We start from the raw sequence: 26,083 nt of genomic DNA, 5'->3' as shown, positions 1-26,083 counted from the left end.
TTCTGCTTATGCGGGTTCTGCGTACTGGATGCCGCGGCCGTTGGTGCCCAGATGGACACGGCCGTGGACACGGGGGTCGCCGGTGATCACTTCGCCGGTCCAGCCCCACTGGTGGGAGTCGTCGTTGATCCGGACCCAGGTGGCGCCCGCGTCGTCCGAGCGCAGCACCGCCACGCCGTCGTGCGTCGCGGAGACCCGGCCCGTCTGGAAGATCGCCGGGTAGCCCGCGCCGGGGCGCTTGCGGCCCCTGACCGGCGCGGCCTTGCCGAAGCCCAGGGCGTGCGAGGCCTGGCAGCCGGCCACCGCGGCGAACGTCAGCCCGCCGTCCGTCGAGCGGAACAGTCCGTTGTCCTTCGCGGAGAGCCACAGATCGCCGCTGCGGCCGGGCGCCGCCACCACCTTGAACTGCACGTCACCGGACGGGAGTCCGGCCGCACCACGGGTGAACGTCGCGCCGCCGTCCGCGGAGTGGTAGACCGCTCCGGTGTCGGTGTCGTAGACGTAGAAGCGCCGCGGGTCCAGCGGATCGGCGACCGGGGCGCCGCCCTTGGGGAACGTGGCGACCTCCGCCCAGCTCGCCCCGCCGTCGGTGGAGCGGTGCGCCGGGTACTTGGTGCCGTCCCAGTGGACGAACGACCAGAGCAGGACCGACCCGTCGGCGGAGACCGCGACCGGCCCGGGAGCGGATGCGGCCATCTCCGGCTGGGCGGCGAACGGCTGCCAGGTCCTGCCGCCGTCGTCCGAGGACGCCCCGGCGGAGGCGGAGCCCGACGGCCAGCCCGTCCGCACGACGTACGAGGGCTTGAGCGCGGCCAGGGCGAGGCCGGTGGCCGTGCCGAAGACCGGGTTCGACGCCATGCCGCGCGACGGGGAGGCGGTGAGCGAGTCGTGGTACATGACCCCGATGTCGCCGAGGCCGCTGAGGAGGCGGGCGCCCTTGCCGGGCGGGGCGAGCAGGAACCGTACGGACGACTCCTCCAGACCCCGGATCTCCGGGGCCCAGTGGACGAGGTCGCGGGTGCCGAAGAGCGTCGCTCCGGTCCCGTACACGATGTGCCGGGAGTCGAACGGGTCGACGGCCACGGCCTGGATCCACCAGCCGAACTTGGCCTCCCCGCCCCACCGCAGGTACGGGGTCTCCGCGACATCGAGGACCGCGGTGTCCTTCAGCGAGGTCCAGGTGGCGCCGGCGTCGGTGGAGCGGAAGACCGTGTCGATCTGCGACCAGCGGTTGTTGGTCGTGACGACGAGCGTCCCGGCGCGGCGTGCGTCGACCGCGACACCGCCGTAGCCGAAGCCGTCACCGGCTGCCGCGTCGGGCTGGACCGGCGTCACCTCGCTCCATGCGCCCGTCACCGTGTCGAGCCGGTGCACCGATCCGGCGGACTGCCCGTTGGGGCCGGGGGCGTCCGCGTAGGTGACGTACAGGGCACGGCCGCGCGCGTCGTACGCGGCGCGGACCGGAACCTTCGTCGCCGCGCTCCCGGACGGCTGCCCGGGCACGGCCTCCCAGCCGCCGGAGCCGTCCGTGCGGTAGAGCGCGCTGCCGCCGTCGCCCCAGCCCGCATAGACCACCCGGCCCGCGGCGGCGAGGAACATCACGCCCTGGCCGCTCGCCGTAGCGGTGGCGGGGAAGTCGACGGGCGCCCAGGTGACGCCCCGGTCCGTGGACCGCAGCAGCCCGTCGTGGCGGGTGCCGAGCCACAGCGTGTCGCTGTCCCGCGGGTCCACGAGCAGCCGCTCGCCGGCCCCGCGCCCGTCCTCGTTGGCCCCCAGACGCACCGTCAGGTCGGCCCGCTGCCAGGTCGCCCCGCGGTCCTCGGAGCGGAGCACCGCGCCGGGGCTCGCCCAGGACTGGGCGTACGTGCCGCAGGCCAGGTAGAGGCGGTCCGGGTGCGCCGGGTCGACGGCCAGGGCCTCGATGCCGAGCAGGTTCCAGTCGTCCCAGCCGAGGTGGTCGGTGAGCGGGAACCAGCGGGCCCGGTGCCCGTCCCAGCGGTAGGCGCCGCCGATGTCGGTACGGGCGTAGGCGAGGCCCTTGACCGCCGGGTGGAACAGGACCCCGGTGACGAACCCCGTCCCGCCGATCGCGGCTGTCCGCCAGCGATGGGGTTCGGCGGCGCCGTCCGAGTGGTGCTTCGACGCGGCCGCGGCGGGGCCCGCGGCCGGGATGGCCACGGATGCCGCGGCGACGGCGGCTCCGGCGAGCACGGTTCTGCGACTGGGCGTGGGCGCGGAGGAAGCGCGCATGGCGAGAACACCTTCCGGACAAGGGGGAGGGGACGAAGGAGCGGAGGCGGTGCGGTGATCAGCCCTTCACGGCGCCGGTGAGCATGCCCTTCTGGAAGTGTTTCTGGACGAACGGCGACAGGATCGCGACCGGGATCAGCGCGAGGATCATGACCGCCATCTGCACGGCGAGGCTGTTGATCGACCCGTTGCTGACCGCCGCGCCCATGGCCCCCGGGGGCACCTGGTGCTGGAGGACCAGCTGGCGCAGGATCATCTGCAGCGGGTACTTGTCGCTGTCCTGGATGTACAGCATCGCGTTGAACCACTGGCTCCAGTAGCCGACCGCGTAGAACAGCGAGATCACGGCGATCACGGCGCGCGACAGCGGCATGATGATCTGGAGCAGGATGCGCCACTCGCCGGCGCCGTCGATGCGGGCCGCGTCGATGAGTTCGGGCGCGGTGTCCATGAAGAAGCCGCGCAGGACCAGCACGTTGAAGACGCTGATCGCACTGGGCAGGATCATCGACCAGTAGCTGTCGCTCAGCCCGATGCCCGTGACCAGCAGGTACGTCGGGATGAGGCCGGCACCGAAGAACATCGTCGCCATCAGGGTCATCAGCAGCGGACGGTGGGCGTACGAGTCGCGGTGGCTGAGCCCGTACGCGCAGAGGATCGAGACCACCATGCTGACCACCGTGCCGACGACCGTGAGGCCGACGCTCACGGCGGCCGCGCGGGTCACCGCGCCGCCGCTGAGGAGCTCCTTGTACGCGACGAAGGTGATGCTCTTCGGCCAGACGACCAGACCGCCCGCGTCGTTGATCGCCTTGGTGTCGGAGAGGCTGGTGACGAGCACCACCCAGATCGGGATGATCACGATCGCGCAGATCGCGACGAGCCCGACCCCCTTGAAGGCGAGACCCGCCTTGGTCGGTTCCTCCTCCCACACCGGGCGGGGTTCCATGCGCAGGGCGCGCTGGAGCGGAGTCTCCGCGCGCGGCGCGGGCTCTGCCGGGTCCTTCTCAAGTTCCAGGAGAGTTGTCATTTCTTGGAGTACACCCCCTGCTCGCCCAGCATGTGGGCGACCTTGTTGGCACCCAGCACCATGGCGACGCTGAACAGTCCCTTGAAGACGCCGGCGGCGGCCGCGTAGCCGAAGTCGCCGGTTTTGATGCCTGTCCACCAGATGTAGGTGTCCAGGATTTCCGAAGCCCCGGAGCCGACCTGATCGCGCTGGAGCAGGATCTGCTCGAAGTCGAGGTTGAGCGCGCTGCCGACCCGCAGGACGAGCAGGAGCGCGATGACCGGACGCAGGGCGGGCAGCGTGACGTGCCACATCCGGCGCCAGCGGCCCGCGCCGTCGACGGCGGCGGCCTCGTACAGATCGGTGTTGACGGCGGCGAGCGCGGCGAGGAAGACGATGACACCCCAGCCGGCGTCCTTCCACACGGCCTGGGCGGAGACCAGGAACTTGAAGAAGCCCGGGTTGGTCATCAGGTCGAAGCCGTCGTGACCGTGGTCGCGCAGCCACTGGGCGACGAGTCCCGCCCCGCCGAACATCTGCTGGAACACGGTGACGACGAGCACCCACGAGAAGAAGTGGGGCAGATAGACGACTGCCTGGACCCAGGCCCGGATCCGCGCGCTCATGATCGTGTTGAGGAGCAGCGCGATGGCGATCGGGATGGGGAAGAAGAGGACGAGCTGGGTGACGAAGATGACCAGGGTGTTGATGAGGACTTCCCAGAAGCGGTAGTCCTCGAAGATCCGGGTGAAGTTGTCGAAGCCGACGAACGGGCTGCCGGTGATGCCCAGGTCGTACACGTCGTAGTCCTGGAAGGCCACGATGTTCCCGAGCAACGGGATGTAGTTGAAGATCAGCAACAACGCGATGGCCGGTACCGTCATGAGCACCAGGGTGCGGTCGCGGTACAGCCGCTGGCGCCAGGTGATGCCGCCCAGCTGCGGTCCGGTGCCCGCCGGCCCGCTCTTCGCCGGCCGCTTCGCCGAGCCCTTCTTCGCCGTACGGGATCCGCGCTTGCCGATCGCGCGGGACCTCTCCGTCCGTGTGCCGCTTCCGTCCCGCCCGTCACCGCCGCCGCCGGCCGGGGCGCCGGCCCCGTCGGCGGTGCGGTCCGGGTCGGTCGTGACCGTCGCCCGTGGCTTCACCGTGTGCTCCCCATGTCGTGCTCTCCGCCCCGGCCGCCGGACTTCGTGCGCCCGGCGGCCCTTGTGCTGTGCTGCGTACGGTCGGTGCGCGTCGTACGCGTCAGACGCCGGAGCCGTTCTTGTCGAGAATGTCCTGGTACCAGGCGCGGAGCTTGTCGCCGCCGCTCTTCTTCCAGGTGTTCACGGCCTCGTCGACGTCGCTGACCTTCTTGCGGCCGCGGCGGATGTCCTTCTGGAGGTCGTCGAACGGCGTGTAGAGCGAGGCGTACCGCTGCGGCTCGACGACCTGCATGCCGAAGAACAGGGGCTTCTTGATGTTCGGGGCCTGGCGCGCCATCCAGCCGGCGTAGTCCTTGGCCAGCTGCGGCTGGTCCGGGTAGGCGATCGAGGTGGGCGGCGAGGCGACGAACAGGAAGGTGGAGGGCTGCGCCTCCTGGACACCCTGCGGTGTGTAGGTGGGGGCCCCGTCCTTGATCGTGTAATGGGTGCCCTTGACGCCGTAGTTGGTGAGCATGAACTCCTCGGTGCCGTACGGCGCGGCCGCGTAGTCGGCTATCGCGAGGAACTCCTCGATCTTCTCCTTGGAGAGCTTCTTGCTGAGGAAGGTGAAGATGCCCGCCGGGTCGGACTGCCACAGGGTCGGCTTGCCGCCGTCGGCGCCGAAGAAGTCGAGCGCCTGCATGTCGAACTCGGGGTTCGCGGACGCCTGCTCGGTCACCATGCCCTTCCAGCCACCGGTGCCGTCGTTGTACATCACGGTGTGACCGCTGGTGAAGCGGATCTTGGCGTCGGCGTCCTTGCCGGCCTCGGCGTCCGGGTGGACGTACCCGCCGTCGTGGAGCTTGCGGGCGAAGGCCAGCGCCTCGCGGTACTCCTTCGTCTCGATCTTGTGGACCAGCTTGCCGTTCTCCAGTTGCCAGTAGTGCGGCGCGTCGGGGAGCACACCGAAGATCATCTGGATGCAGGTCCAGAGGTCGTCGAACGCCCAGACCTTCTGCTTGGGGGCGGTGTGTTCCTTGCCGAAGGCCAGCAGGTCGTCCGAGCTTGCCGGAACGGCGCCCGAGCCGATGAGGTCCTTGCGGTAGAAGATCGCGTTGCCGATGATCGGCGTCGGCATGGGCAGGCCGCGCAGCTTGCCGCCGAAGACGGAGTACTGCCAGGCACCCGTCGGGATGTTCGCCAGGTTCGGGTACTTCTTGGCTGCGTCGCCCGCCAGGAAGGGGGACAGGTCCGCGAACTTGGCGGTGATCGCGTTGCGGATCTGCCCCTGCATGTTCCAGCCGGGGATCGTCATGACGTCCGGGATGTCCGAACCGGCGAGGACCGCGCCGATCTTGTCCTGGTACGTGTTGCCGTCCTGCGGGTCGAAGTTGAGCGTGGCGCCGACCGCCTTGTTGACCGCCGTGTAGTACGGGTTGTTCTTTTTCGGGACGGTGCCCCACAGCGGCGTCATGACCCGGAACGAAGAGCCCTTGCCCGGTACCGACTTCACCGAGACGACCAGGGGATCGGGCAGCTTGGTGAAGCCGGGGCTCGAACCGTTGACGCTCGGGACGTCGGGCTGGACCAGGTTCAGCGGGGCGTAGGACGGCACAACCTTCTTGAGGGCCTTGCCCGTTGTCGTGCCTTCCTTGCTCCCTGAGCCTGAACCGGAGCCGCCGCACGCGGCGAGCAGCGGTACCCCGCCGGCCACGGCGACAGCGGCGACCGCGCCCGTGGCGAGGAAGCTTCTCCGGCTCGGAGCCGTGGAGGAGGGGGTGGAATTCGGCGTCATTGCGTCAACCCTTCGAGGCGCACCAGGACGACACGTGGCGGGCGACCGCCGTTCGGTTCCTGTGTCTGAGGTGGAGCGTTGCTGACTGGGCCGGTGTGACCGGCCGCAGGTGAAGCGGTTCAACAGGGAAGCGGCAGAACCTGTCGCCGTCCCGGGGAGATCAAGGGCGCCGGGCGCCCCATCGAAGCTCTGTCGAAGCGCTTCGATGTTGCAGCGAGGTTAAGTGAAGGGTCCCGGCCGCACAAGAGTCCGTTTCCAGATTCCTCCGACCTGTTTCCGAACCGTTTCCTGGCGCATTGGGGGGTTGTCGCAGACGGAGGTCGCCGACGGGGCCTTGACAGGCGCGGGGTTGGCCGCAGAGCATCGAAGCGCTTCGAAAGATCTTCCGAGGTTCCTTGTGTGCTCGTGCGAGCCACCGGAACCGGAATACCTCCCACCTCTCCAAGGGGACCCGCACGTGACGGAACAACCGCAGCCCTTCCGCGACCCGCAGCTGCCCTTCGCCAAGCGCGTCGACGACCTGCTTCAGCGGCTCACGCTCGACGAGCGGATCGCGATGCTGCACCAGTTCGCACCGGCGGTGGACCGGCTCGGCCTCGGTGCGTTCCGGACCGGCCAGGAGGCCTTGCACGGAGTGGCCTGGATGGGCCCGGCCACGGTGTTCCCGCAGGCCGTGGGCCTCGGCGCCACCTGGAACGGTGAACTGGTGCGCCGGGTCGGCGAGGCCGTCGGCAACGAGGTCCGCGCCAAGCGTGCCGAGGACGACCGCATCGGCCTCAACGTCTGGGCCCCGACCGTGAATCTGCTGCGCAACCCGCTGTGGGGGCGCGGCGAGGAGGGGTACTCCGAGGACGCCGGGCTGACGTCCGCCATCGCGGTCGCGTACACCCGGGGACTGCGCGGCGACCACCCGCTCTACTGGCGGACGGCCCCCGTCCTCAAGCACTGGCTCGCCCACAACAACGAGACCGGCCGCGACATCACCTCGTCGTCGGTCAGCCCGCGGGTTCTGCACGAGTACGACCTCAAGGCCTTCCGCGACGCCGTGCAGGCGGGCGCGGTGGCCGGAGTCATGCCGGCGTACAACCTGGTCAACGGACGCCCCAACCACGTCTCGCCGCTGCTGTCCCAGCAGTTGCGCGCCTGGACCGACCGGTCCCTGGTCGTCTGCTCCGATGCCGGGGCGCCGTCCAACCTCGTCGACTCCGAGCACTACTTCGACACCCACGAGGAGGCGACGGCCGCCTCCCTGCGCGCCGGTGTCGACAGCTTCACGGACCACGGCCAGGACTCCGCACGCATGACCGGCCGTATCCGCGGCGCGCTGGAGCGCGGACTCCTCGACGAGCACGACATCGACACCGCCGTCCGAAGGCTCCTCGAACTCCGCTTCTCCCTCGGCGAGTTCGACCCCGAGCTCGACCCGTACGCGGACACGGCCGCCTTCGACACCGAGGACCACCGGGCGCTGGCACTCGAAGCCGCCGAGCAGGCCGTCGTGCTGCTCAAGAACGACGGACTGCTGCCGCTCGACCCCGCCGCAGGCAGGACGGTCGCCGTCGTCGGCCTCCTCGCGGACGCCTGCAAGCTCGACTGGTACAGCGGCACCCTCATCCACCGCTCCACCCCGCTCGACGGACTGCGGGAACGCTTCGGCGCGGAGCACATCGTCCACGCGGAAGGCGTCGACCTGGTCCGGCTGAAGTGCGCGGAAGGCTGGCTCCACATCCCCGCGGCGGACGAGAGCCGGGAACCGGTACGCGGCGCGGAAGGCGCCCTCGACCCGGCACTGCTCGCAGGCCGCACCGACCTGCCTCCGCTGACCTGCGGCGACACCCCGTCCGACCTGGCGCTCGTGGACTGGGGCAACGGCGTGATCACCCTGCGGGAGCCGGCCGGCCGCTACCTGTCGGTGGCCGAGGACGGCTTCGTACGCGCCTCCGCGGACGAGCCGGGCGGCTGGATCGTCCAGGAGACCTTCCGGTGGGAAGCGGTGGAGGGTCACGCCGGCGGTCACCGCCTTCTGCACGTGGGAACGGGTAGGTATGTCTCTGTTGCCGCCGACGGCGTAAAGGTTGCCGCCCGGGGCGAAGAAATCTCCGGCACCGCCGACGCCCCCGGAACGGTCTTCGAGATGGAGGTGACCGAGCGCGGGGAGGACGCCGTCGCCCGTGCGGCGGCAGCCGCCGACACGGTGATCGTCGTGGCCGGGAACGACGCCCACATCAACGGCCGCGAGACCGAGGACCGCACCACACTCGACCTCCCCGCCCAGCAGGAACGCCTGTGGCGCGCCGCCCACGCCGCCAACCCGCGCACCGTGCTCGCGGTCACCTCCGCCTACCCGTACGCCCTGACCGACGCGGCGGCCACGCTCCCCGCACTGCTGTGGACCGCGCACGGCGGACAGGCCGCCGGAACGGCGCTCGCCCGCGTCCTCGCCGGCGACGTCTCCCCGGCCGGCCGGCTGCCGCAGACCTGGTACACCTCCGACGCGGAGCTGCCCGGGCTGCTGGACTACGACATCGTCGGCTCCCGCCAGACCTACCTCTACTACGAGGGCGCCCCGCTGTACCCGTTCGGCCACGGCCTCTCGTACAGCGAGTTCACCTACGGCGCCCTGCACGCCGAGCGGGACGGCGACCTGGTGCGGGTCTCGCTGACCGTCACCAACACCGGGTCCGTCGCCGCGGACGAGGTCCCGCAGCTGTACGTGCGCGCGGTGGCGCCGTCCGTCGTGCGGCCGCTGCGCCAGCTGGCCGGGCACCACCGGCTGCACCTGGCACCGGGCGCCGCCGAGCGCGTCGACTTCCTCGTCCCCGTCACCGAGCTCGGCCACTGGGACGTCGCACACGGCCGCTGGACCGTCGAGCCGGGCACGTACGAGATCCAGGCGGGAGCCTCCAGCACGGACATCCGGCTCATCGCCGTCGTCACCGTCGACGGGGAACCGTCCGGACCGCGTCCCGTCCTGACCCGCGGTCTGGAGGCGGCCGACTACGACGAGCAGCTGGGCACCGAGATCGTCGACCGGACGAAGGTGGAAGGTGACGCTGTCACCGCCGTCACCGGGAGCAACGAACTCCTCTACCGCCGCTGCGACTTCGCATCCGGAACGAGCGGCGTCGAGGTCTCCGCGGCGGGCGAGGGGGCCGTACTGATCTCGGTCGCGGACACCACGGTCACCGTGCCGGTCGCCGCTACCGACGGACCGTACGACTACCGCACCGTGCGGGCCGCTCTGAACGCCTCCGGCACCGCCGATCTGCGCGTCACCCTGAGCGGCTCGGTGCGCCTGGCCCGGATCGCCTTCACCGGCGACGACGCATGAGCCACACCGTCCGTAACCCCGTCCCCGTCCCTCCAGTTGCCCCCGGCAAGGAGTCCGCATGAAGTTCACCGACGGCTTCTGGCTCATGCGTGAGGGCGTACGCGCCTCCTACGCGACCGAGATCCGTGATCTGCACGTCGGCGACGACCAGTTCACCGCCTACGCCTCGGTCAAGCGTGTCGCCGAGCGCGGCGACACGCTCAACACCCCTCTCATCACGGTCGACTGCTTCTCCCCGGCCGAGGGCGTCATCGGCGTGCGCGCCACCCACCACGCCGGAAGGGTGCACCGCGGACCCGACTTCGCCTTCCCCGGCCTCGATCCGGCAGCCGCCGGAGCCCGCACCCGCCGTGAGGGGGCGGTCACCGAACTGACCAGCGGGCCGCTGACCCTGCGCATGGACGGTGACGGGCCCTGGGGAATCACCTTCCTCGACGCCGGCGGCCGGCGTCTCACCGGCGTCGACACCAAAGGCACCGCCTTCGCCACCACCCCGGACGGCGCCCACCACATGGTCGCCCAACTCGCCCTGGACGTAGGTGAGAACGTCTACGGTCTCGGCGAACGCTTCACCCCGTACGTCAAGAACGGCCAGACCGTCGACATCTGGCAGGCGGACGGCGGCACCAGCAGCGAACTGGCCTACAAGAACATCCCGTTCTACCTCTCGTCGCGCGGCTACGGCGTCTTCGTCAACCACCCCGGCAAGGTCTCCTTCGAGGTCGGCTCGGAGTCCGTCGGCCAGGTGCAGTTCAGCGTCGAGGACCAGTCGCTGGAGTACTACATCGTCGCCGGACCGACGCCCAGGGAGGTCCTGGCCCGCTACACCGCGCTCACCGGCCGCCCCGCCCTGCCGCCGGCCTGGTCGTTCGGCCTCTGGCTCACCACGTCCTTCTGCACCTCGTACGACGAGGAGACCGTCACCTCGTTCGTCGACGGCATGGCCGAGCGCGACATCCCGCTCTCCGTCTTCCACTTCGACTGCTTCTGGATGCGCGAGTACCAGTGGTCGGACTTCCTCTGGGACCCGGACGTCTTCCCCGACCCGGAGGGCATGCTGGCCCGGCTCAAGGAACGCGGGCTGCGCATCAGCATGTGGATCAACCCTTACATCGCGCAGAAGTCCGCACTCTTCGCGGAGGGCGCCGAACTCGGCTACCTGGTGCGCCGCCCGGGCGGCGACATCTGGCAGTGGGACCTGTGGCAGCCCGGCATGGCCCTGGTCGACTTCACCAACCCCGCCGCGCGCGAGTGGTACAACAGCAAACTCCGCCTCCTGCTCGACCAGGGAGTGGACTGCTTCAAGACCGACTTCGGCGAGCGCATTCCCACCGACGTCGTCTGGCACGACGGCTCTGACCCGGAGCGCATGCACAACTACTACGCGCAGATCTACAACCGCACGGTCTTCGAACTCCTGGAGAAGGAGCGCGGCCACGGCGAAGCGGTCCTCTTCGCCCGGTCCGCCACCGCGGGCGGCCAGCAGTTCCCCGTGCACTGGGGCGGCGACTGCTTCGCCTCGTTCACGGCGATGGCCGAGTCGCTGCGCGGCGGCCTCTCGCTCTCGCTGTCCGGCTTCGGCTTCTGGAGCCACGACATCGGCGGCTTCGAGGGCACACCCGACCCGGCGGTCTTCAAACGCTGGCTCGCCTTCGGCCTGATGTCCTCGCACAGCCGGCTGCACGGCAACGTGTCCTACCGGGTGCCGTGGGCGTTCGGCGAGGAGGCGGTGGACGTGGCCCGGAAGTTCACCCTGCTCAAGCACCGGCTGATGCCGTACCTGTACGGAGCGGCCGTCACCGCCCACCGCACCGGCCTCCCGATGATGCGCCCCATGCTGCTGGAGTTCCCCGGAGACCCGACGACCCGGACGCTGGACCGCCAATACATGCTCGGACCGGACCTGCTGGTCGCGCCGGTCTTCACGGAGGACGGGCAGGTCGAGTACTACGTCCCCGAGGGCACCTGGACCGTACTGCTGACCGGCGAGACCGTCACCGGGCCGGTCTGGCGCCACGAGACCCACGGCTTCGACAGTCTGCCGATCCTGGTGCGCCCCGGCGCGGTGCTTCCGTGGGGGGCCGACGACCAGCGGCCCGACAGCGACTGGCTCGACGGGCTCACCCTGAGGGTCTTCGGCGGGGCGTCCACGGAGTCCGCCGCCGACGGCACGTCCGTCAGCGTGCCGGACCTGACGGGCGCGACCGCCGCCGAGTTCCGGGTGGTGCGGGACGGGGAGACCCTGACCGTCACCTCCGAGGGCACGGAGCGCCTCTACCGCGTCGTCGCGGAGGCGACGGGGGCCACGGCGGAGGGGATGGGGACGGTCACGCTGTAGTACGTCCGCGGGGCGGGGACGACGGCCTCTACGGCTGTCGTCCCCGCCCCGCTCGTACGTGGCTCAGCGCGTCGCCGCGGCCAGGGCCCGGTCCGCAGCGCCGCGCGAGGTGTGCCAGAGCGTGGTCACCGGCTCCCACACCCGGATCCCGCGGTCCATACCCACGGTGGCCGCGCCGAAGGTGACTCCGTAGTGCGCGGGGTCCGCCGCCACGGACAGGCTGCGGACGACATGCCCCTGGCGGGTGCCGCGCTCCGCCGTGCGCACGGCCGCGTAGCCGCGCTCACCCGGCGAGAGCACGTACGAACCGCTGGTCGCGGGCGGGACGGGCTGGGCCGAGCCGTCGAGGCCCCGGAACGTGACCGTCGGGATGCGGTCCACGACGCAGGTGCGGCCGCCCCGGTTGGTGACGGCGATCCGCGCCACGTGGCGCCGGTCGCCGGGGGAGGCGGAGATCCTGAGGGCCTTCTCCTGGCAGTGGGCCGGGCGGGCCGACGCCCCGGGGGTGGCCGCGCCGGCCGTGGCCGACGCCCCGGTGGCCGTCAGGGCCAGGGCGGCCGCGGCGGTGAGCGCGGCGGTGAGAGCGGAACTCGGACGCATGATGTTTCTCCCCTTGGATCGACAGCCTGCGATCGTGGCCACAGGGCCCCGGTGGCCGACCGGTACGGCCGACAGGGACATTCTGAACGGTATGCCCGGTTCATGGTGATAGATCGGACATATCGGTTCAGTATCTGTCGCTGTCAGCCGTTGCCCTGCCCCGCTCCGAAGATGGTCTGCCCTGCCCTGCGCTGTTCCGCTCCGCGGGTGACCTTCTCCGCCCCGCCCGCACTGTCCCGCCCTGCCCCGCGCCGTCCCGGGCTGTCCTGGGTCGAGGAATCCGCTACCGCGCGCGGACCGTGGCCATCACCTCGCGGTCCGGCTGCAACGTCAGTGTCGGCACCGGGTTGACCGTGCCCGGGTCGACGTCCAGCTCGAAGCGCCGCGCGAGCACCGCCAGGATCAGCACCGCCTCGACCATCGCGAACCGGGTGCCCAGGCAGACCCTCGGCCCCCCGCCGAACGGGAACCAGGCGTACTCCGCGATCTCGTCGCCCGTCTCCGCGTCCCACCGCTCCGGACGGAACTCCTCCGGCTCGGGGAACCACCGCTCGTCCCGATGGGTGGCCCACTGGCTGCTCCACACCCTGGTCCCCTCCGGAATCGGCAGACCGCCGATCCGTGCCCCCTCCTTCGCGACCCCGGTGACCAGCCAGATCGTCGGGTACAGCCGCAGGGTCTCCTTGACCACCGCCTGGGTGTACGTGAGCTGCGCGTAGTCGTCGAACCCCGGCTCGCGGTCACCGAGCACCCGGTCCAGCTCCTCGGCCAGGGCGGCCCGGGCCCCCGGATTGCGGGACAGGAGGTACCAGGCCCACACGAGCGTCGAACTCGTCGTCTCGTGGCCGCCGATGTACAGCGTGACCGTCTCGTCGCGGATCTCCCGGTCGTCGAGCTTCGCGCCCGTCTCGTCGACGGCGGTGAGCAGCCGGCTGAGCAGGTCGGGACGCTCGTCCCCGCCATCGCGGTGCCGGGCGACGACCCGGCCCACCTCGGCGTCGATGACCGCGGCGGCCTTCTTGATCCTGGCCCGGCCCGGGGTCGGTACCCAGTCCGGGAGCAGTGCGCCGATGCCCGCGAACTCCTTGCCGATCTCCGCCTGCGCCACGTCCATCGCCCGGCCCATCGCCTCGGCGTCGGCGGGGGTGTCGACGCCGAAGATCGTGCGGACCGCGATCTTCTGTGTCAGCGCCGCCATCTCCCGCTTGATGTCGATGCGTTCGCCGCCCGACCAGCTGTCCGCGAGCTCCACCGTGCTGCCCGCCATGGTCGTCGCGTACGACCTGACCTGCTTCGGCCGTACGGACGGCTGCACGAGCGACCGCTTGCGCCGCCACTCGGTGCCGCGCGCCACCACGACGCCGTTGCCCATCACGGTACGGAAGGCGATGCCGAGCGCCGGCTGGTCGAAGGTGCGCTCCGTCTCGGTGAGCAGTTCGCCTATGCACTCCGGATCGGCTACGAACACACAGGAGTTGGGGCCGAAGCGCCACTGGACCAGGTCTCCGTGGCTGCGCAGCCGCTCGAAGAACGCGAGAGGGTTCTTTCCGAACTGCGGCATGTTCCCGAGGAAGGGCAGGCCCTTCGGGCCCGGCACGATCCTGTGGCCGCGCGGTCCGGCATCGACGGCCGGGCCGGTCTCCGTGGACATGAAGAGTCTCCGCTCTGAGGGTCCGGCCGGTCGGTCAGGCGCCACCGGCCTTGTGGAGTACGTGAGTTGTCGAGAGTAGTCGGGACGTGGCACGGGCGGGCGGCCGGTCGGACGCCGTGATCAGCCACGCCTATATCGAGTAACTATTTGCCTAAAGGTTTTAGGCAGATGCATGATGGGTGTAGTCGGAACAGAGGAGCGGCTCATGGTGCGTGCGGGACTGACCCTGGAACGTCTGACCCGTGCGGGGGCGGAGCTGGCCGACGAGGTCGGCTTCGATCAGGTGACCGTTTCGGCTCTTGCCCGGCGGTTCGACGTCAAGGTCGCCAGCCTGTACTCACATCTGAAGAACTCCCACGACCTCAGGACCAGGATCGCCCTGCTCGCCCTGGAGGAGCTCGCCGACCGGGGGGCGGCCGCCCTGGCCGGCCGGGCCGGCAAGGACGCCCTGGGCGCCTTCGCCGACGTGTACCGCGACTACGCCCGCGAGCATCCCGGCCGCTACGCCGCGGCGCAGTACAGGCTCGACCCGGAGGCGGCCGCCGCCAGTGCCGGGGGCCGGCACTCGCGGATGACCCGGGCGATCCTGCGCGGCTACGACTTGACCGAACCGGACGAGACACACGCTGTCCGGCTGCTGGGCAGCGTCTTCCACGGCTACGTCAGCCTGGAGGCGCAGGGCGGGTTCAGTCACAGCGCGCCCGACTCGCAGGAGTCCTGGTCGCGGATCGTGGACGCCCTGGACGCCCTGCTGCGCAACTGGCCCGCGCCCTGACCACGAACTCAGCGGGCCCGCGCGGCCGCCGGCCCGCCGGTCCCGCGCTGACCACGATCCCTGCGGGCCGGCGGCCGCCGGCCCGCTGACGCCGACTCCCACCCCCAGACGTTTCGAGCAACAGGCGGAGAGACATGCACACCACCCCCATCACCGCCGCCCTCCTGCGCGGCGCGCTCGACATCGAGCACACCGCACACGGGCTGCGCCCGCACCGGCTGCCCGCATGGGCCCGCGCGCAGTGCGCCGACGACCAGTTGGCCATGGCGGAGGCCCAGCCCTCCGGCGTACGGCTGGTGTTCCGCACCCGTGCCACCACCATCGAACTGGACGCCCTGCGCACCAGTACGGCCTACGTGGGCGCGCCGCCCCGGCCGGACGGTGTGTACGACCTGCTCGTCGACGGCCGTCCCGCCGGACAGGCGGGCGCCACCGGCGGGAACGTCCGCGTGGTGGACATGACGACCGGATCCGTGGAGACCCGGCCCGGCCCGGTCGGCACCATCCGGTTCGCCGGGCTGTCCGAGGGCCCCAAGGACATCGAGATCTGGCTGCCGTACAACGAGGCCACCGAACTCGTCGCCCTGCGCACCGACGCCGCCGTCGAACCCGCACCGGACAGCGGCCGCAAGGTATGGCTGCACCACGGCAGTTCGATCAGTCACGGCTCCGACGCCGCGAGCCCGACGTCCACCTGGCCCGCACGCGCCGCCTCGCTCGGCGGGGTGGAACTCATCAACCTGGGCCTGGGCGGCAGCGCCCTGCTCGACCCGTTCACGGCCCGTACGATGCGCGACACCCCCGCGGACCTGATCAGCGTCAAGATCGGCATCAACATCGTCAACGCCGACCTGATGCGGCTGCGCGCCTTCGCCCCGGCGGTGCACGGATTCCTCGACACCATCAGGGAGGGGCACCCGGCCACACCGCTCCTGGTCGTCTCGCCCCTTCTGTGCCCGATTCACGAGGACACCCCCGGCCCCAGCGCCCCCGACTTCAGCAACCTCGCCGAGGGCAGGCTCCGGTTCGTGGCGATGGGCGATCCGGCGGAACGTGCCGCCGGGAAACTGACGCTCAACATCATCCGGGACGAACTGAGCCGCCTCGTGACGCAGCGCTCGGCCGACGACCCGAACCTCCACTACCTCGACGGCCGCGGCCTCTACGGCGAGCAGGACTTCGCCGAACTGCCGCTGCCGGACCAGCTCCACCCGGACGCCGCCACCCATCGCCGTATCGGCGACCGTTTCGCCGGGCTGGTGTTCGACGGCGACGGCCCGTTCGCCGCCTCGCGGCAGCCGGCCGGCTGAGCGTCCGCGGGACTCAGAGCCCGACGATCAGCTGGATGCAGACGATCTTGACGAGGATGGCGAGCGCGAACAGCGTCGAGTACCCGTTGTTGACGCGGCTGTCGGTGACCCGGCTGTTGGCGTACGCGGTGATCGCCGGGTTGCCGACGTACCCCGACAGCAGGCCCATCGTCCGCTCCCGGCTCTGCCCGAGCGCCTTGGCGATCAGCACCATGAGCGTTTGACTTCCGCTCCCTACCCTATGGAAAGGGTGGGGATTCCTGCCACGGTCGGTTGGCCGTCTCGGTGGGTTCCTGCTTCTTCGCGCTGTGCCGGGATCAGGGATCCCGGTCTTACCTGCGCTCGACAGGCTGATACCGCCAGTCCGGCGGCCAGTGCGACGTTGACCGCCGCGTTGATGTCCCGGTCCAGGACCGCCCCGCATGCCTGGCACTGCCACACTCGGATGTGCAGGGGCTTGGGGCCGTCCTTGACGCGACAGACGGAACAGACCTGGCTGGTCGGCTCGAAACGACCGATCCGGACGAAGATCCGCCCGTACAGAGCGGCCTTGTACTCCAGCATCGCCACGAACGATGCCCACCCCGCATCATGCACGGACTTAGCGAGACGTGTGCGGGCGAGCCCGTTCACCGCCAGGTCCTCCACAGCCACCGCTTGGTTCTCGCGGATGATCCGTGTGGAGAGCTGGTGGTGGAACTCGCGCCGCGCATCAGCCACCTGCGCATGAGCACGGGCGACTTTCACCCGCGCCTTCTCCCGGTTCTTCGAACCCTTGGCCTTGCGGGACAGGCTGCGCTGCTCCCGCTTCAGCTTCTTCTCCGCCCGCCGCAGAAACCGCGGGCTGCTGATCTTCGTTCCGTCGGACAGGACCGCGAAGTGCCCAAGGCCGAGGTCGATACCGACCACCGGGTCGACAGCGGGAAGCGTCTCGGGTTCGGTCGCGACGACGAAGGAGGCGAAGTACCGTCCGGCCGCGTCCTTGATCACGGTCACCGTGGAGGGGGCCGAGGGTAGGGGGCGGGACCACTTCACGCGCAGCGCACCGATCTTCGGCAGCACCAGATCCCCGCCCGGGGTGATCTTCCACCGGGCGTTCTTCGTGAAGCGGACCGACTGCCGGCTGTCCTTGCGGGACTTGAACCGCGGCTCCGCGACCTTCGGCCCCTTGCGGATGCCCTTCAACGAGGCGAAGAAGTTCGTGAACGCCGTGTCCAGATCCCGCAGCGACTGCTGCAACACCACCGCCGACACCTCACCCAGCCACGCCCGAGCTCCGGTCCTCTTCGCCTCGGTGATGACCTGCCTCGACAGCTCCCCGGACTTCAGGAATGGGAACTTTTGCTCATGGGCGTCCTTGCGGGCGCGCAACGCGTCGTTGAACACGACACGGGCGCACCCGAACGCCCTCGACAACGCCGCACGTTGAGGACCGTTCGGGTACAGGCGGAAGGTGTACCGAAGCTGCATGACGATCAACTTAAGACCGTCGGGTTATAGCCGTACATCGGAACATTCGTACGGGCCGTCACTGCCTCGCCTCTTCGCACGCATGTTTTATGTCGAGCAGCAGAACCGCCCGCCCTGTCCTGCCACTCGGAGCAGTGGTTGGAAGCACACCACTGGGCTGAAGCTCGATGCACTGCCATTGGTTCCCGTAGCGAAGAGCGGGCCGATCCTGACCGGGCCATGATCTTCGAGCTGACGGGAGGCCGCCACTCAGGGATGTCTGACCGCGCGTCGGGCAGACCGGTCGTCCGGCCTGCCCGACTGCGGGACGTCAGACGCCCGGCGGGACCCTGGACGGGCGGCCGCTGCCGCGCGTCAGCGAGTAGCCGAAGACGGCCGCGATCGCACCGAGCACGCCGCCGCCGACCGTCCACAGCCAGCGGTCGGTCCACCAGCCGGAGGCCCAGCCGTCCTCCGGCTCGCCCGCGAGGGCGACCGGGGCGGCCGACGCCCCGTCGGCGGCCTGCCCGACCGAGGACACGCCGGGAACCAGCGGCTCGGAGAGCGTGCCGTCGACATCCCCGGCGCCGCCCCTGCCGTCGGCCGCGACCTCGACCTCGGTCCGCACCGGCAGCCCGAGGTCCGCCGAGGGCAGGTCGACGACCGTGAGGCGGACGTAGTAGCTGCCGGGCAGCGGGTCGTTGGCCCACGGTTCGGACCAGGCCCTGACCGTACGCAGCACGCAGGTGAGCTCGACCGTGGCGGCATCGGCCGCGGCCTTGCCGGTCTGCTTCCCGTACATGCAGGCCTGACGGCGCCGCAGCCCGTCGTACACGTCGACCTGCCAGGTCGAGTCGCCGTGCCGGGTGGCGGTCTCGGGAAGGGTGATCTTCGCCTTGACCGTGGCCCGCTGTCCGGCGTCCGCCGGGAACACCCAGTACAGGTAGTCGCCGGTGGAGGCGCCCGCGGTGGCGAGCTGGTCCGGCTGGATCGCCGTGGCGGTGCGGAAGGTGGTGCCCGCCTCCGTGGGGCCCGACCCGTCACCGGAGGCGCTCGGGCTCGGCGACGGGTCGTCCGCGACGGCGGCACCCGCCCCGGTCAGCAGGGCGAGGCCGGTCAGCAGCGCGCCCGCGAGCGCGCGTCTCGTACGGAACATCAGTGGGTCCTCCATACGGCGAAGCGCCAGCGCGAGATCCAGCCGGTCAGCAGACCCGCGATCAGTCCGGTCAGGACGAGCACGCCCAGCAGCCACCAGCCGCGACCGAGACCGAACGCCGCGGCGTCGTCCGCCGCGTCGGGGGCGTCCACCAGGTCGATCGTCAGCTCCACCGGCATGCCGGGAGCGGTCTTCACCGAGGCGGGCGCGGAGAACGAGTTGGAGACCTGCAGACAGACGGTCTCCGCGGCCGGCTTGACGTCACCGTCCGTGTCCAGCTCGGGTTTCGGGTAGCGCAGCCCGGACGAGATCGCGTCGGTACGTCCGGTACCGGACTCCGCACCTCTGACGATCTCCCGGCCGTGCACGGTCACCGCACGCAGCAGCATGCCGTAGTCGTTGTTGACGGCGCGGTCGGCGAACACGCTGACCGAGGCGCGGAGTTCCTGGCCGGGCAGCACGTCGACGCGGTACCAGCGGTGCTCGGCGAACTTCTCGCGGTCGGTGTAGAGGCCGGGCTTGAGCTGCGGGGCGTCGGTGCAGCTGCCGGCGCCCTCGGTCGCGACCGGGGTGACGACGGGTGCGGCCGCCCGGTCCACCAACTGCTTGACGCGGCCGGAGAGTTCATCGGTGTGCTGGACGGCGGTGTACGTGCCGCCGGTGGCCTCCGCGATGCAGGTGAGCTGCTGGCGGATCTTCGCGTTCGGCACCAGGCCGAGGGTGTCGATGACCAGGTGGATGCCGCGCGCCGCGATGTCACGGGCGACTTCGCATGGGTCGAGCGGACCGCAGGTGTCCTCGCCGTCGCTGATCAGCACGATCCGGCGGGTGGAGTCGCCGCCCTCCAGGTCGTCGGCGGCGCCCAGCAGGGCCGGGCCGATCGGGGTCCAGCCGGTGGGGGCGAGGGTGGCTACCGCGGTCTTGGCCTCGGTACGGTCCAGCGGGCCGACCGGGTACAGCTGCTTGGTGTCCTTGCAGCCGACCTTCCGGTCGTCGCCCGGGTAGTCGGCGCCGAGGGTGCGGATGCCGAGCTGTACCTGCTCGGGCACCGCGTCCAGGACCTCGTTGAACGCCTGCTTCGCCGCGGTCATCCGGGACTGGCCGTCGATGTCGCGGGTCCGCATGGAGCCACTGACGTCGAGCACCAGCTCGACCTTGGGGGAGGCGTTGGCGGGGGTTTCATCGGCCGAGGCGGGCAGCACCGAGCCGAGCCCGGCGGTCAGGGTGGCGAGCAGAATGCCCACCCCGACCGTCAGCCTTCTTCTTATGATCATCGCCGGATAGTAGTGAACATCAGTTCGCTATCCAAAACGGCCGGTGGCCGTCGCACGCGCTTGTGTGCGGCGTGCGACGGGACATGACAGACGGTCAGCTGAACGGTCCGCTGAACCGGCTGGGCGAACGGCCCGCTGAACCGGCTGGGCGAACGGTCCGCTGAACCAGTCGGCTGATTCGGCCGGCTGGGCAGGTTCGGGTCGGCCGGTCCGCTCCTTCCGTCAGATCGGCCGGTCCGCTCCCAGCAGAGGGGCGGCCGCCCGTTCCAGTACCGACCCGACCCGCTCCCAGGCGGCGAGGTCCCTTTCGACGGCCTCCAGGCACGTCTCTTCGCCGGTGTCCCAGCCGGTGGCGATCGCGACCGGGTCCGCACCCGTGGCCGCGGCGGCGGCGAGCGCGGCCGCGCCCAGCGCGACCAGTTCCCCGCTGGAGGGCACGGTCACCGGCCGCCCGGAGAGGCGGCGTACGGTCTCCACCCACACACGACCCTGGGCGCCGCCGCCGATCAGCCGGAGCGGACGGTTCGCCACCTCGGGGTCGTCCGGGTCGAGTCCGCAGGCCCGCAGGAGTTCGTCGAGTGCGCGCAGCACGGTGACGACCGCGCCCTCGTAGGCGGCTCCCAGCAGTTGCTGCGGGGTGGTGTCGTGGCGCAGGCCGGTGAGGAGGCCGGCCGAGGTGGGCAGGTCGGGGGTGCGTTCGCCGTCCAGGTAGGGCAGGAGTACGGCTTCGCCGCCAGGCGTCGCGTCATTGCGGTCCAAACCCAGCAGCGCGGCCACCTTGTCCACGGCGAGCGTGCAGTTGAGGGTGCAGGCCAGCGGCAGGTACGTACCGTCCGCCGCGGCGAACCCGGCGAGTGCCGGGGAGGCCGGCCGGGCCCGGGACGCGGTGAAGACCGTGCCCGAGGTGCCCAGGCTGAGGACGGGGTGGTCCAGGAGCCCCGCGCCGCCGAGCCCGAGGCCGACGGCGGCACTCATGTTGTCCCCGGTGCCCGCGGCGACGGCGATCCCGGCGGGCAGTCCGAGGGCCTCCGCGGCCTCGGCCGTCAGCGACCCGGCGCGCGCCGCTCCGCTCGCCGCCACCTCGGGCAGCAGCGCCGGGTCGATGGCGAGCAGGGCGAGGAGCTCCGGGTCGTAGGAACCGGTCGCGGTCGAGTACCAGCAGGTGCCGGACGCGTCGCCCGGATCCGTGACGGCGCGGCCCGAGAGGCGCTCGGTCAGGAAGTCGTGGGGGAGCCGGATCGCGGCGGTCGCGGCGGCGGTCTCCGGTTCGTTCTCCCGCAGCCACTGCCACTTCGACGCGGTCATCGAGGCGACGGGAACCGAGCCGGTGCGCGCGGTCCAGGCGTCGGCGCCGCCCAGGGCCGCGGTGAGTGCGGTGGCCTGCGGGGCGGAGCGGGTGTCGTTCCAGAGGAGTGCGGGACGCAGCGGGCGCCCCGCACCGTCGAGGACGACCAGTCCGTGCTGCTGTCCGGCGACAGCGATCCCGGTGATGGCGGTGGCGGCGACGCCGGACTCCTTCAGCCCGGCGGTGACCGCGTCACGCAGCGCCTGCCACCACACCTCGGGATCCGTCTCGCGCGCTCCGCCCTCGCCGGTGACGACATGCGGGGCACGGCCGACGGCGAGCAGCCGGCCGGTGGCGGCGTCGACGAACGCGGCCTTGGTGGACTGGGTGGAACTGTCCACACCGATGACGACCTCATGCGGCGGCATGGCTGACCTCGATCTCTGGTTCAGGTGGTTCCCGGCCGTGGACCCTCGCACTGCGGGCTCTCATCCCGCCGGGATTTGATCGTGCGGTGAACAAATTACGCGACGGAACCCGTCCCGAACAGGGGCCGCTCCGGATTTTCCGGGACGGGGGGTTACGCCGCAGGGGTGGTCCGTGCATGATTAGTCATGACAGTGAACAAATTGAGGTTCGGCCGTTCGACCGGCTGCGGACCCACGGCACCGAAGGCGGCAGGACCATGACGGATCGCTTCACGCCCACCCCGCAGGACAAGTTCACCTTCGGTCTGTGGACCGTGGGCTGGCAGGGTCGCGACCCGTTCGGGGACGCGACCCGGGAGGCGATCGACCCGGTCGACTCCGTCCAGCGCCTCGCGGAGCTCGGCGCGTACGGCGTCACCTTCCACGACGACGACCTGATCCCGTTCGGCTCGACGGACTCCGAGCGCGAAGGCATCGTGAAGCGGTTCCGGCAGTCGCTGGACGCGGCCGGACTCGTCGTTCCGATGGCGACGACGAACCTCTTCACCCACCCCGTCTTCAAGGACGGCGCCTTCACCGCCAACGACCGCGACGTCCGCCGCTACGCCCTGCGCAAGACGCTCCGCAACATCGACCTCGCCGTCGAGCTCGGCGCCACCACCTACGTCGCCTGGGGCGGCCGCGAGGGTTCCGAGTCGGGCGCCGCCAAGGACATCCGCGTCGCACTCGACCGCATGAAGGAGGCCTTCGACCTGCTGGGCGACTACGTCACCGAGCAGGGCTACGACCTGAAGTTCGCGATCGAGCCCAAGCCGAACGAGCCGCGCGGCGACATCCTGCTCCCCACCATCGGCCACGCCCTCGCCTTCATCGAGCGCCTGGAGCGCCCCGAGATGGTGGGCGTGAACCCCGAGGTCGGCCACGAGCAGATGGCCGGGCTGAACTTCGCGCACGGCATCGCGCAGGCCCTGTGGGCGGGCAAGCTCTTCCACATCGACCTCAACGGCCAGTCCGGCATCAAGTACGACCAGGACCTCCGCTTCGGCGCCGGCGACCTGCGCCAGGCCTTCTGGCTCGTCGACCTGCTGGAGAACTCGGACTACGCGGGCCCGCGCCACTTCGACTTCAAGCCGCCGCGGACCGAGGACTACGACGGCGTCTGGGCCTCGGCCGCGGGCTGCATGCGCAACTACCTGATCCTCAAGGAGCGCGCCGCCGCCTTCCGCGCGGACCCGGCGGTCCAGGAGGCGCTGCGCGCGTCCCGTCTGGACGAGCTGGCGCAGCGCACCGCCGAGGACGGCGTGGCGGGCCTGCTGGCCGACCGTTCCGCCTTCGAGGACTTCGACGTGACCGCGGCGGCGGAGCGCGGCATGGCGTTCGAGGCGCTGGACCAGCTGGCGATGGACCACCTGCTCGGCGTCCGCTGACCGCACGGGAACGGGGGAGGGGGAGGAACGCACCGGCGTCCCTCCCCTCCCTCATCCGTTCAGGCGCTCGGCCGCCCCGCGTACGCCACCGGGTCGGCCAGCACGTCCGTCATCACCAGCGCCGCCGCACCCCGCGCCGCGTCACCCGCCACGGACGAGGCCCGCAGCCGGCCGCTCCCCGGGGTCCACAGCCCCGACACCACCCGGTCCGTCAGCTCCTCGTCGGCGGGCGGCGCCAGCCACGGCATCAGGTTCCGGTAGACCCCGCCGAGCACCACCGCGTCCGGGTCCAGCAGGTTCACCGCCCCCGACAGCACCCGCCCCAGCATCCGGCCCGCATCCGCGACCGCGGCCACCGCCCGCTCGTCCCCGGCCCGGGTACGCCGCTCCAGTTCGGCGACCCCGATCCCGCTGCCGCTCTCCTCGATCCCCGCCGACCGCAGGAGCGCCGCCTGTCCCGCGTACTGCTCCAGGCAGCCGCGCGACCCGCACCGGCACTGCGGCCCCTCCGAGTCCACCACCACGTGCCCGATCTCCCCGGCGAACCCGTGCGCACCGCGCAGCAGCTCGCCGTTGATCACCAGGGCGCCGCCGACGCCGATCTCACCGGTCAGGTAGAGGAACGTCCGGATCCGGCCCAGCCCGCCGAACCACAGCTCGGCCAGCGCCGCCAGATTGGCCTCGTTCTCCGAACTCACCGTCAGCGCCTCGTGATCGGGGCGCTCGGCTGCCAGGGCGGCGGCGAACAGCTCCTCGGCGGGCACCTGGTTCCAGCCCAGGTTCGGCGCCTGACGCACCGAGCCACCGGAGACCAGGCCGGGCAGCGCCAGTGCCACGCCGACCGGGAACAGCTCCTGCTCGCGCGCCGAGTCCAGGGTGCGCGCGGCGATCCCGGCCGCGCGCGCCAGCACCTCGGCGGGCGGCGCGCCCCGGTTGTCGAGATGCTCGGTGAGCCGGACCCGGCCGGTCCCGGCCAGATCGACGACCACCACCGACACGTAGTCGATGTTGACCTCGACGCCGAGCCCGGCCGGCCCGGTGCGGGCCGTCTTGAGTGCGGTTCCGGGCCGGCCGGCCTGGCCGCTGAACGTCTTGCCCGACTCCGTGAGGAACCCGCTGTCGAGCAGCTGCTCGACGAGCGAGGACACGGCGGCCCGGGTCAGTCCCACCCGCGCGGCGACCCCGGCCCGGGTCGCCTCACCCTCGGCCTCGTCACGGACGGCCCGGAGCACGAGGCTGAGGTTGCTGCGCCGGACGGTGTCCTTGTCGGCCTTGGGCCCCAGAGGCGTGAGGTTGCTCTTCATATCGGTGCCGAGCCTATGCGATCCCGTACGTCAGTACGGTCGCGATGTCCCGGTCCGGCCACTCGCGGGAGCGGCCTGACCGGGACGGTGCTCAGGCCGTGGCCCCGCGGTCCCGGAGCATGTCGGCCATGAGCGCGATCTCCGACCGCTGCCCCAGGACCATGCCCGAGGCCAGGTTCCGGATCTCGTCGGTCCCCGCCGCGGTGGCGGCCGCCTGAGCCATTTCGGCCCCGGCCCGGTGATGCGCGGTCATCAGCTTCAGGAAGCGCACCTCGGCGTCCCGGCCCTTGGCCGCGCGGAGCGCGTCGAGCTCGGTGTCGGTCGCCATGCCGGGCATCAGCGCGCCGTCCCGCGGCGTGACGGTATGCCCCATCCACGCCATGGGCGGCCCGGGAGAGCTCTTCGCACGGCCCCACGTCTCCAGCCAGCCCAGCATCATCCCCCGCTGGTTGGCCTGGGTGTTGATGATGTCGTACGCGAGCCGGCGCACCGCCACGTCCGAGGTGCGGTCCCGGACGATGAACGACATCTCGACGGCCTGCTGGTGGTGGACCGCCATGTCGCGCGCGAATCCGACATCGGCCGAGGTCTCGGCGGGAGCCGCGGCGGCCGCGGTGGCGGAGGGGGCCGAGGAGGAGGGACGTACGAGCGTCAGCGCGACCAGGCAGAGCGCGAGCAGCAGCACCGCCCCGCCGGCCAGCGCCATCGGCCGTGACACCCGGGCCGGGGACGTCACTTGGCGATCCCGCCGGAGCAGGCGGCACCAGGCTCCGGGGTCTGCGGGCCCTGGACGTACTTCGTGAAGAACTGCGCGACGCGGGCGTCGGAGGCGCTCTTCACGGCCAGCTGCTTGCCCCAGGCGCTGAGCATCAGCGGGGACCCCTGGTCCTCCACCGGGCTCATCAGGGAGTACGGCGTGGCCTCGACCTTCTCTTCGAGCTTCTTGACGTCGGCCGGACTCGCCTTGCTGGTGTACGTGACCCAGACGGCGCCGTGCTCCAGCGAGTGGACGGCGTTCTCCTTCGGTATCTCCTTGGTGTAGACGTCGGCGTCGCAGTTCATCCACACCGGGTTGTGGTCGCCGCCGACCGGCGGGTTCATCGGGTAGTCGACCTTCTTCTCGACATGCTCCTGAGTGAGCTTCTCCCAGCTCTTCTCGCCCTCGACGGGAGAGGACTTGGCTGCCGTCTCGGCCTTGTCCTGCTCGTCGGCCTCGTTCATCAGGTAGCCGCCTCCGGCGACCAGACCGGCCACGACGACGACCGCCGCGGTGATCGTGATGATGCGGCTGCGACGCTCGCGGGCCCGCTCCTTGCGGCGGGCCTCCTCCAGCTTGGCGCGGCGGGCGGCGGCAGGGGTGTTCTGCTTCTTGGCGGAGGCCATGGTGGGTCCTTCGGTTCGTGACACGGATGGGCTGCGGGCACGCGGGACCGTTCCCGGGACGTCCGGGAACGGTCGGTGGCCGGGGCTAGATCCGTTGAACCTGGAGGCGTAGACGGTCCACATCGCCCACGGCGTCGTTCGACGGGCCGCGGATGGCGGCGGCACCGGTGAGCGGGGCCGGGGGGAGGAGGGGC

Annotated in this window: 19 protein-coding genes; 5 read left to right on the top strand and 14 right to left on the bottom strand. The window is 71.1% G+C overall.

What is annotated here, in order from left to right; genetic code table 11:
• Positions 1 to 6: 6 nt before the first annotated feature.
• From JGS39_RS10420 to JGS39_RS10405, 4 genes are all read right to left on the bottom strand, one after another.
• Positions 7 to 2,250 carry a WD40/YVTN/BNR-like repeat-containing protein gene (locus JGS39_RS10420; protein ID WP_219568483.1) on the bottom strand — a complete coding sequence of 748 codons (2,244 nt, stop codon included), beginning with the start codon at positions 2,248 to 2,250 and terminating at the stop codon, positions 7 to 9.
• 58 nt (positions 2,251 to 2,308) lie between these two features.
• On the bottom strand, positions 2,309 to 3,280 hold the full coding sequence (locus tag JGS39_RS10415) for a carbohydrate ABC transporter permease (RefSeq protein ID WP_219568482.1): 972 nt from the start codon (positions 3,278 to 3,280) through the stop codon (positions 2,309 to 2,311).
• Entirely contained in the window at positions 3,277 to 4,404 is a 1,128-nt protein-coding gene (locus JGS39_RS10410) for an ABC transporter permease (protein WP_219568481.1), read from the bottom strand. Before JGS39_RS10410 ends, JGS39_RS10415 begins: the two co-directional genes overlap by 4 nt.
• 100 nt (positions 4,405 to 4,504) lie before the next feature.
• Positions 4,505 to 6,178, bottom strand: coding sequence for an extracellular solute-binding protein (locus tag JGS39_RS10405; RefSeq protein WP_236063125.1), 1,674 nt, complete (start codon positions 6,176 to 6,178; stop codon positions 4,505 to 4,507).
• A gap of 457 nt (positions 6,179 to 6,635) precedes the next feature.
• Between JGS39_RS10405 and JGS39_RS10400 the strand changes: the two genes are divergently transcribed.
• Both JGS39_RS10400 and yicI read left to right on the top strand, forming a co-directional pair.
• The gene (locus tag JGS39_RS10400) at positions 6,636 to 9,509 is read left to right on the top strand and encodes a glycoside hydrolase family 3 C-terminal domain-containing protein (RefSeq protein ID WP_219568480.1); all 2,874 of its coding nucleotides are present in this window, start codon (positions 6,636 to 6,638) and stop codon (positions 9,507 to 9,509) included.
• Positions 9,510 to 9,567: 58 nt separating this feature from the next.
• A complete protein-coding gene (gene yicI / locus JGS39_RS10395; RefSeq protein ID WP_219568479.1) occupies positions 9,568 to 11,847 on the top strand; it encodes an alpha-xylosidase in 2,280 nt (759 codons plus the stop codon).
• 63 nt (positions 11,848 to 11,910) lie between these two features.
• Here the strand turns inward: yicI and JGS39_RS10390 are convergent, their stop codons facing one another.
• A complete protein-coding gene (locus tag JGS39_RS10390) occupies positions 11,911 to 12,447 on the bottom strand; it encodes a DUF4232 domain-containing protein (RefSeq protein ID WP_219568478.1) in 537 nt (178 codons plus the stop codon).
• Between the two features lie 283 nt (positions 12,448 to 12,730).
• Positions 12,731 to 14,098, bottom strand: a complete 1,368-nt coding sequence (locus JGS39_RS10385; RefSeq protein WP_219568477.1) for a cytochrome P450 — start codon at positions 14,096 to 14,098, stop codon at positions 12,731 to 12,733.
• 205 nt (positions 14,099 to 14,303) lie between these two features.
• On the opposite strand from JGS39_RS10385, the gene JGS39_RS10380 reads away from it, so the two are divergent.
• Positions 14,304 to 14,873, top strand: coding sequence for a TetR/AcrR family transcriptional regulator (locus JGS39_RS10380; RefSeq protein WP_219568476.1), 570 nt, complete (start codon positions 14,304 to 14,306; stop codon positions 14,871 to 14,873).
• Between the two features lie 134 nt (positions 14,874 to 15,007).
• Positions 15,008 to 16,183: a GDSL-type esterase/lipase family protein gene (locus JGS39_RS10375; RefSeq protein ID WP_219568475.1), complete on the top strand. Its 1,176-nt coding sequence runs from the start codon at positions 15,008 to 15,010 to the stop codon at positions 16,181 to 16,183.
• A 13-nt stretch (positions 16,184 to 16,196) separates the two neighbouring features.
• On the opposite strand, the gene JGS39_RS10370 is transcribed toward JGS39_RS10375, so the two are convergent.
• The 5 genes from JGS39_RS10370 to xylB all read right to left on the bottom strand — a co-directional run bounded on the left by JGS39_RS10370 (position 16,197) and on the right by xylB (position 21,775).
• Entirely contained in the window at positions 16,197 to 16,397 is a 201-nt protein-coding gene (locus tag JGS39_RS10370; RefSeq protein WP_236063126.1) for a hypothetical protein, read from the bottom strand.
• Positions 16,398 to 16,417: 20 nt separating this feature from the next.
• Positions 16,418 to 17,653 (bottom strand): RNA-guided endonuclease InsQ/TnpB family protein, encoded by a 1,236-nt coding sequence (locus JGS39_RS10365; protein WP_219568474.1) that lies wholly within the window; start codon positions 17,651 to 17,653, stop codon positions 16,418 to 16,420.
• Between the two features lie 310 nt (positions 17,654 to 17,963).
• Positions 17,964 to 18,788, bottom strand: coding sequence for a hypothetical protein (locus tag JGS39_RS10360; RefSeq protein WP_219568473.1), 825 nt, complete (start codon positions 18,786 to 18,788; stop codon positions 17,964 to 17,966).
• Positions 18,788 to 20,062, bottom strand: a complete 1,275-nt coding sequence (locus JGS39_RS10355) for a VWA domain-containing protein (protein WP_219568472.1) — start codon at positions 20,060 to 20,062, stop codon at positions 18,788 to 18,790. The genes JGS39_RS10360 and JGS39_RS10355 overlap by 1 nt, the downstream gene beginning before the upstream one ends.
• Positions 20,063 to 20,284: 222 nt before the next feature.
• Positions 20,285 to 21,775, bottom strand: coding sequence for a xylulokinase (gene xylB / locus JGS39_RS10350; RefSeq protein ID WP_219568471.1), 1,491 nt, complete (start codon positions 21,773 to 21,775; stop codon positions 20,285 to 20,287).
• Positions 21,776 to 22,032: 257 nt separating this feature from the next.
• Here xylB and xylA point away from each other — a divergent pair, with 257 nt between their 5' ends.
• A complete protein-coding gene (xylA, locus tag JGS39_RS10345) occupies positions 22,033 to 23,202 on the top strand; it encodes a xylose isomerase (RefSeq protein WP_219568470.1) in 1,170 nt (389 codons plus the stop codon).
• Between the two features lie 59 nt (positions 23,203 to 23,261).
• Here xylA and JGS39_RS10340 read toward each other — a convergent pair whose 3' ends face one another.
• The 3 genes from JGS39_RS10340 to JGS39_RS10330 all read right to left on the bottom strand — a co-directional run bounded on the left by JGS39_RS10340 (position 23,262) and on the right by JGS39_RS10330 (position 25,889).
• Positions 23,262 to 24,506 (bottom strand): ROK family protein, encoded by a 1,245-nt coding sequence (locus tag JGS39_RS10340; RefSeq protein ID WP_219568469.1) that lies wholly within the window; start codon positions 24,504 to 24,506, stop codon positions 23,262 to 23,264.
• A 91-nt stretch (positions 24,507 to 24,597) separates the two neighbouring features.
• Entirely contained in the window at positions 24,598 to 25,212 is a 615-nt protein-coding gene (locus tag JGS39_RS10335) for a DUF305 domain-containing protein (RefSeq protein ID WP_236063129.1), read from the bottom strand.
• Between the two features lie 26 nt (positions 25,213 to 25,238).
• Complete coding sequence (locus tag JGS39_RS10330; RefSeq protein ID WP_219568467.1) at positions 25,239 to 25,889, bottom strand: thioredoxin-like domain-containing protein; 651 nt, start codon at positions 25,887 to 25,889, stop codon at positions 25,239 to 25,241.
• Positions 25,890 to 26,083: the final 194 nt, after the last annotated feature.

The sequence above is a fragment of the Streptomyces poriferorum genome (assembly GCF_019399235.1).
In the GTDB taxonomy this organism is placed as follows: Bacteria; Actinomycetota; Actinomycetes; order Streptomycetales; family Streptomycetaceae; genus Streptomyces; species Streptomyces poriferorum.
This window is presented reverse-complemented; position numbering and strand designations above follow the sequence as displayed.

Excerpts from the sequence above, each read along its gene's own strand:
- JGS39_RS10420 (WP_219568483.1), bottom strand. The coding sequence starts at position 2,250 with ATGCGCGCTTCCTCCGCGCCCACGCCCAGTCGCAGAACCGTGCTCGCC.
- JGS39_RS10415 (WP_219568482.1), bottom strand. The coding sequence starts at position 3,280 with ATGACAACTCTCCTGGAACTTGAGAAGGACCCGGCAGAGCCCGCGCCG.
- JGS39_RS10405 (WP_236063125.1), bottom strand. The coding sequence starts at position 6,178 with ATGACGCCGAATTCCACCCCCTCCTCCACGGCTCCGAGCCGGAGAAGC.
- yicI (WP_219568479.1), top strand. The coding sequence starts at position 9,568 with ATGAAGTTCACCGACGGCTTCTGGCTCATGCGTGAGGGCGTACGCGCC.
- JGS39_RS10390 (WP_219568478.1), bottom strand. The coding sequence starts at position 12,447 with ATGCGTCCGAGTTCCGCTCTCACCGCCGCGCTCACCGCCGCGGCCGCC.
- JGS39_RS10385 (WP_219568477.1), bottom strand. The coding sequence starts at position 14,098 with ATGTCCACGGAGACCGGCCCGGCCGTCGATGCCGGACCGCGCGGCCAC.
- JGS39_RS10380 (WP_219568476.1), top strand. The coding sequence starts at position 14,304 with ATGGTGCGTGCGGGACTGACCCTGGAACGTCTGACCCGTGCGGGGGCG.
- JGS39_RS10375 (WP_219568475.1), top strand. The coding sequence starts at position 15,008 with ATGCACACCACCCCCATCACCGCCGCCCTCCTGCGCGGCGCGCTCGAC.
- JGS39_RS10370 (WP_236063126.1), bottom strand. The coding sequence starts at position 16,397 with ATGGTGCTGATCGCCAAGGCGCTCGGGCAGAGCCGGGAGCGGACGATG.
- JGS39_RS10365 (WP_219568474.1), bottom strand. The coding sequence starts at position 17,653 with ATGCAGCTTCGGTACACCTTCCGCCTGTACCCGAACGGTCCTCAACGT.
- JGS39_RS10360 (WP_219568473.1), bottom strand. The coding sequence starts at position 18,788 with ATGTTCCGTACGAGACGCGCGCTCGCGGGCGCGCTGCTGACCGGCCTC.
- JGS39_RS10355 (WP_219568472.1), bottom strand. The coding sequence starts at position 20,062 with ATGATCATAAGAAGAAGGCTGACGGTCGGGGTGGGCATTCTGCTCGCC.
- xylB (WP_219568471.1), bottom strand. The coding sequence starts at position 21,775 with ATGCCGCCGCATGAGGTCGTCATCGGTGTGGACAGTTCCACCCAGTCC.
- xylA (WP_219568470.1), top strand. The coding sequence starts at position 22,033 with ATGACGGATCGCTTCACGCCCACCCCGCAGGACAAGTTCACCTTCGGT.
- JGS39_RS10340 (WP_219568469.1), bottom strand. The coding sequence starts at position 24,506 with ATGAAGAGCAACCTCACGCCTCTGGGGCCCAAGGCCGACAAGGACACC.
- JGS39_RS10335 (WP_236063129.1), bottom strand. The coding sequence starts at position 25,212 with ATGGCGCTGGCCGGCGGGGCGGTGCTGCTGCTCGCGCTCTGCCTGGTC.
- JGS39_RS10330 (WP_219568467.1), bottom strand. The coding sequence starts at position 25,889 with ATGGCCTCCGCCAAGAAGCAGAACACCCCTGCCGCCGCCCGCCGCGCC.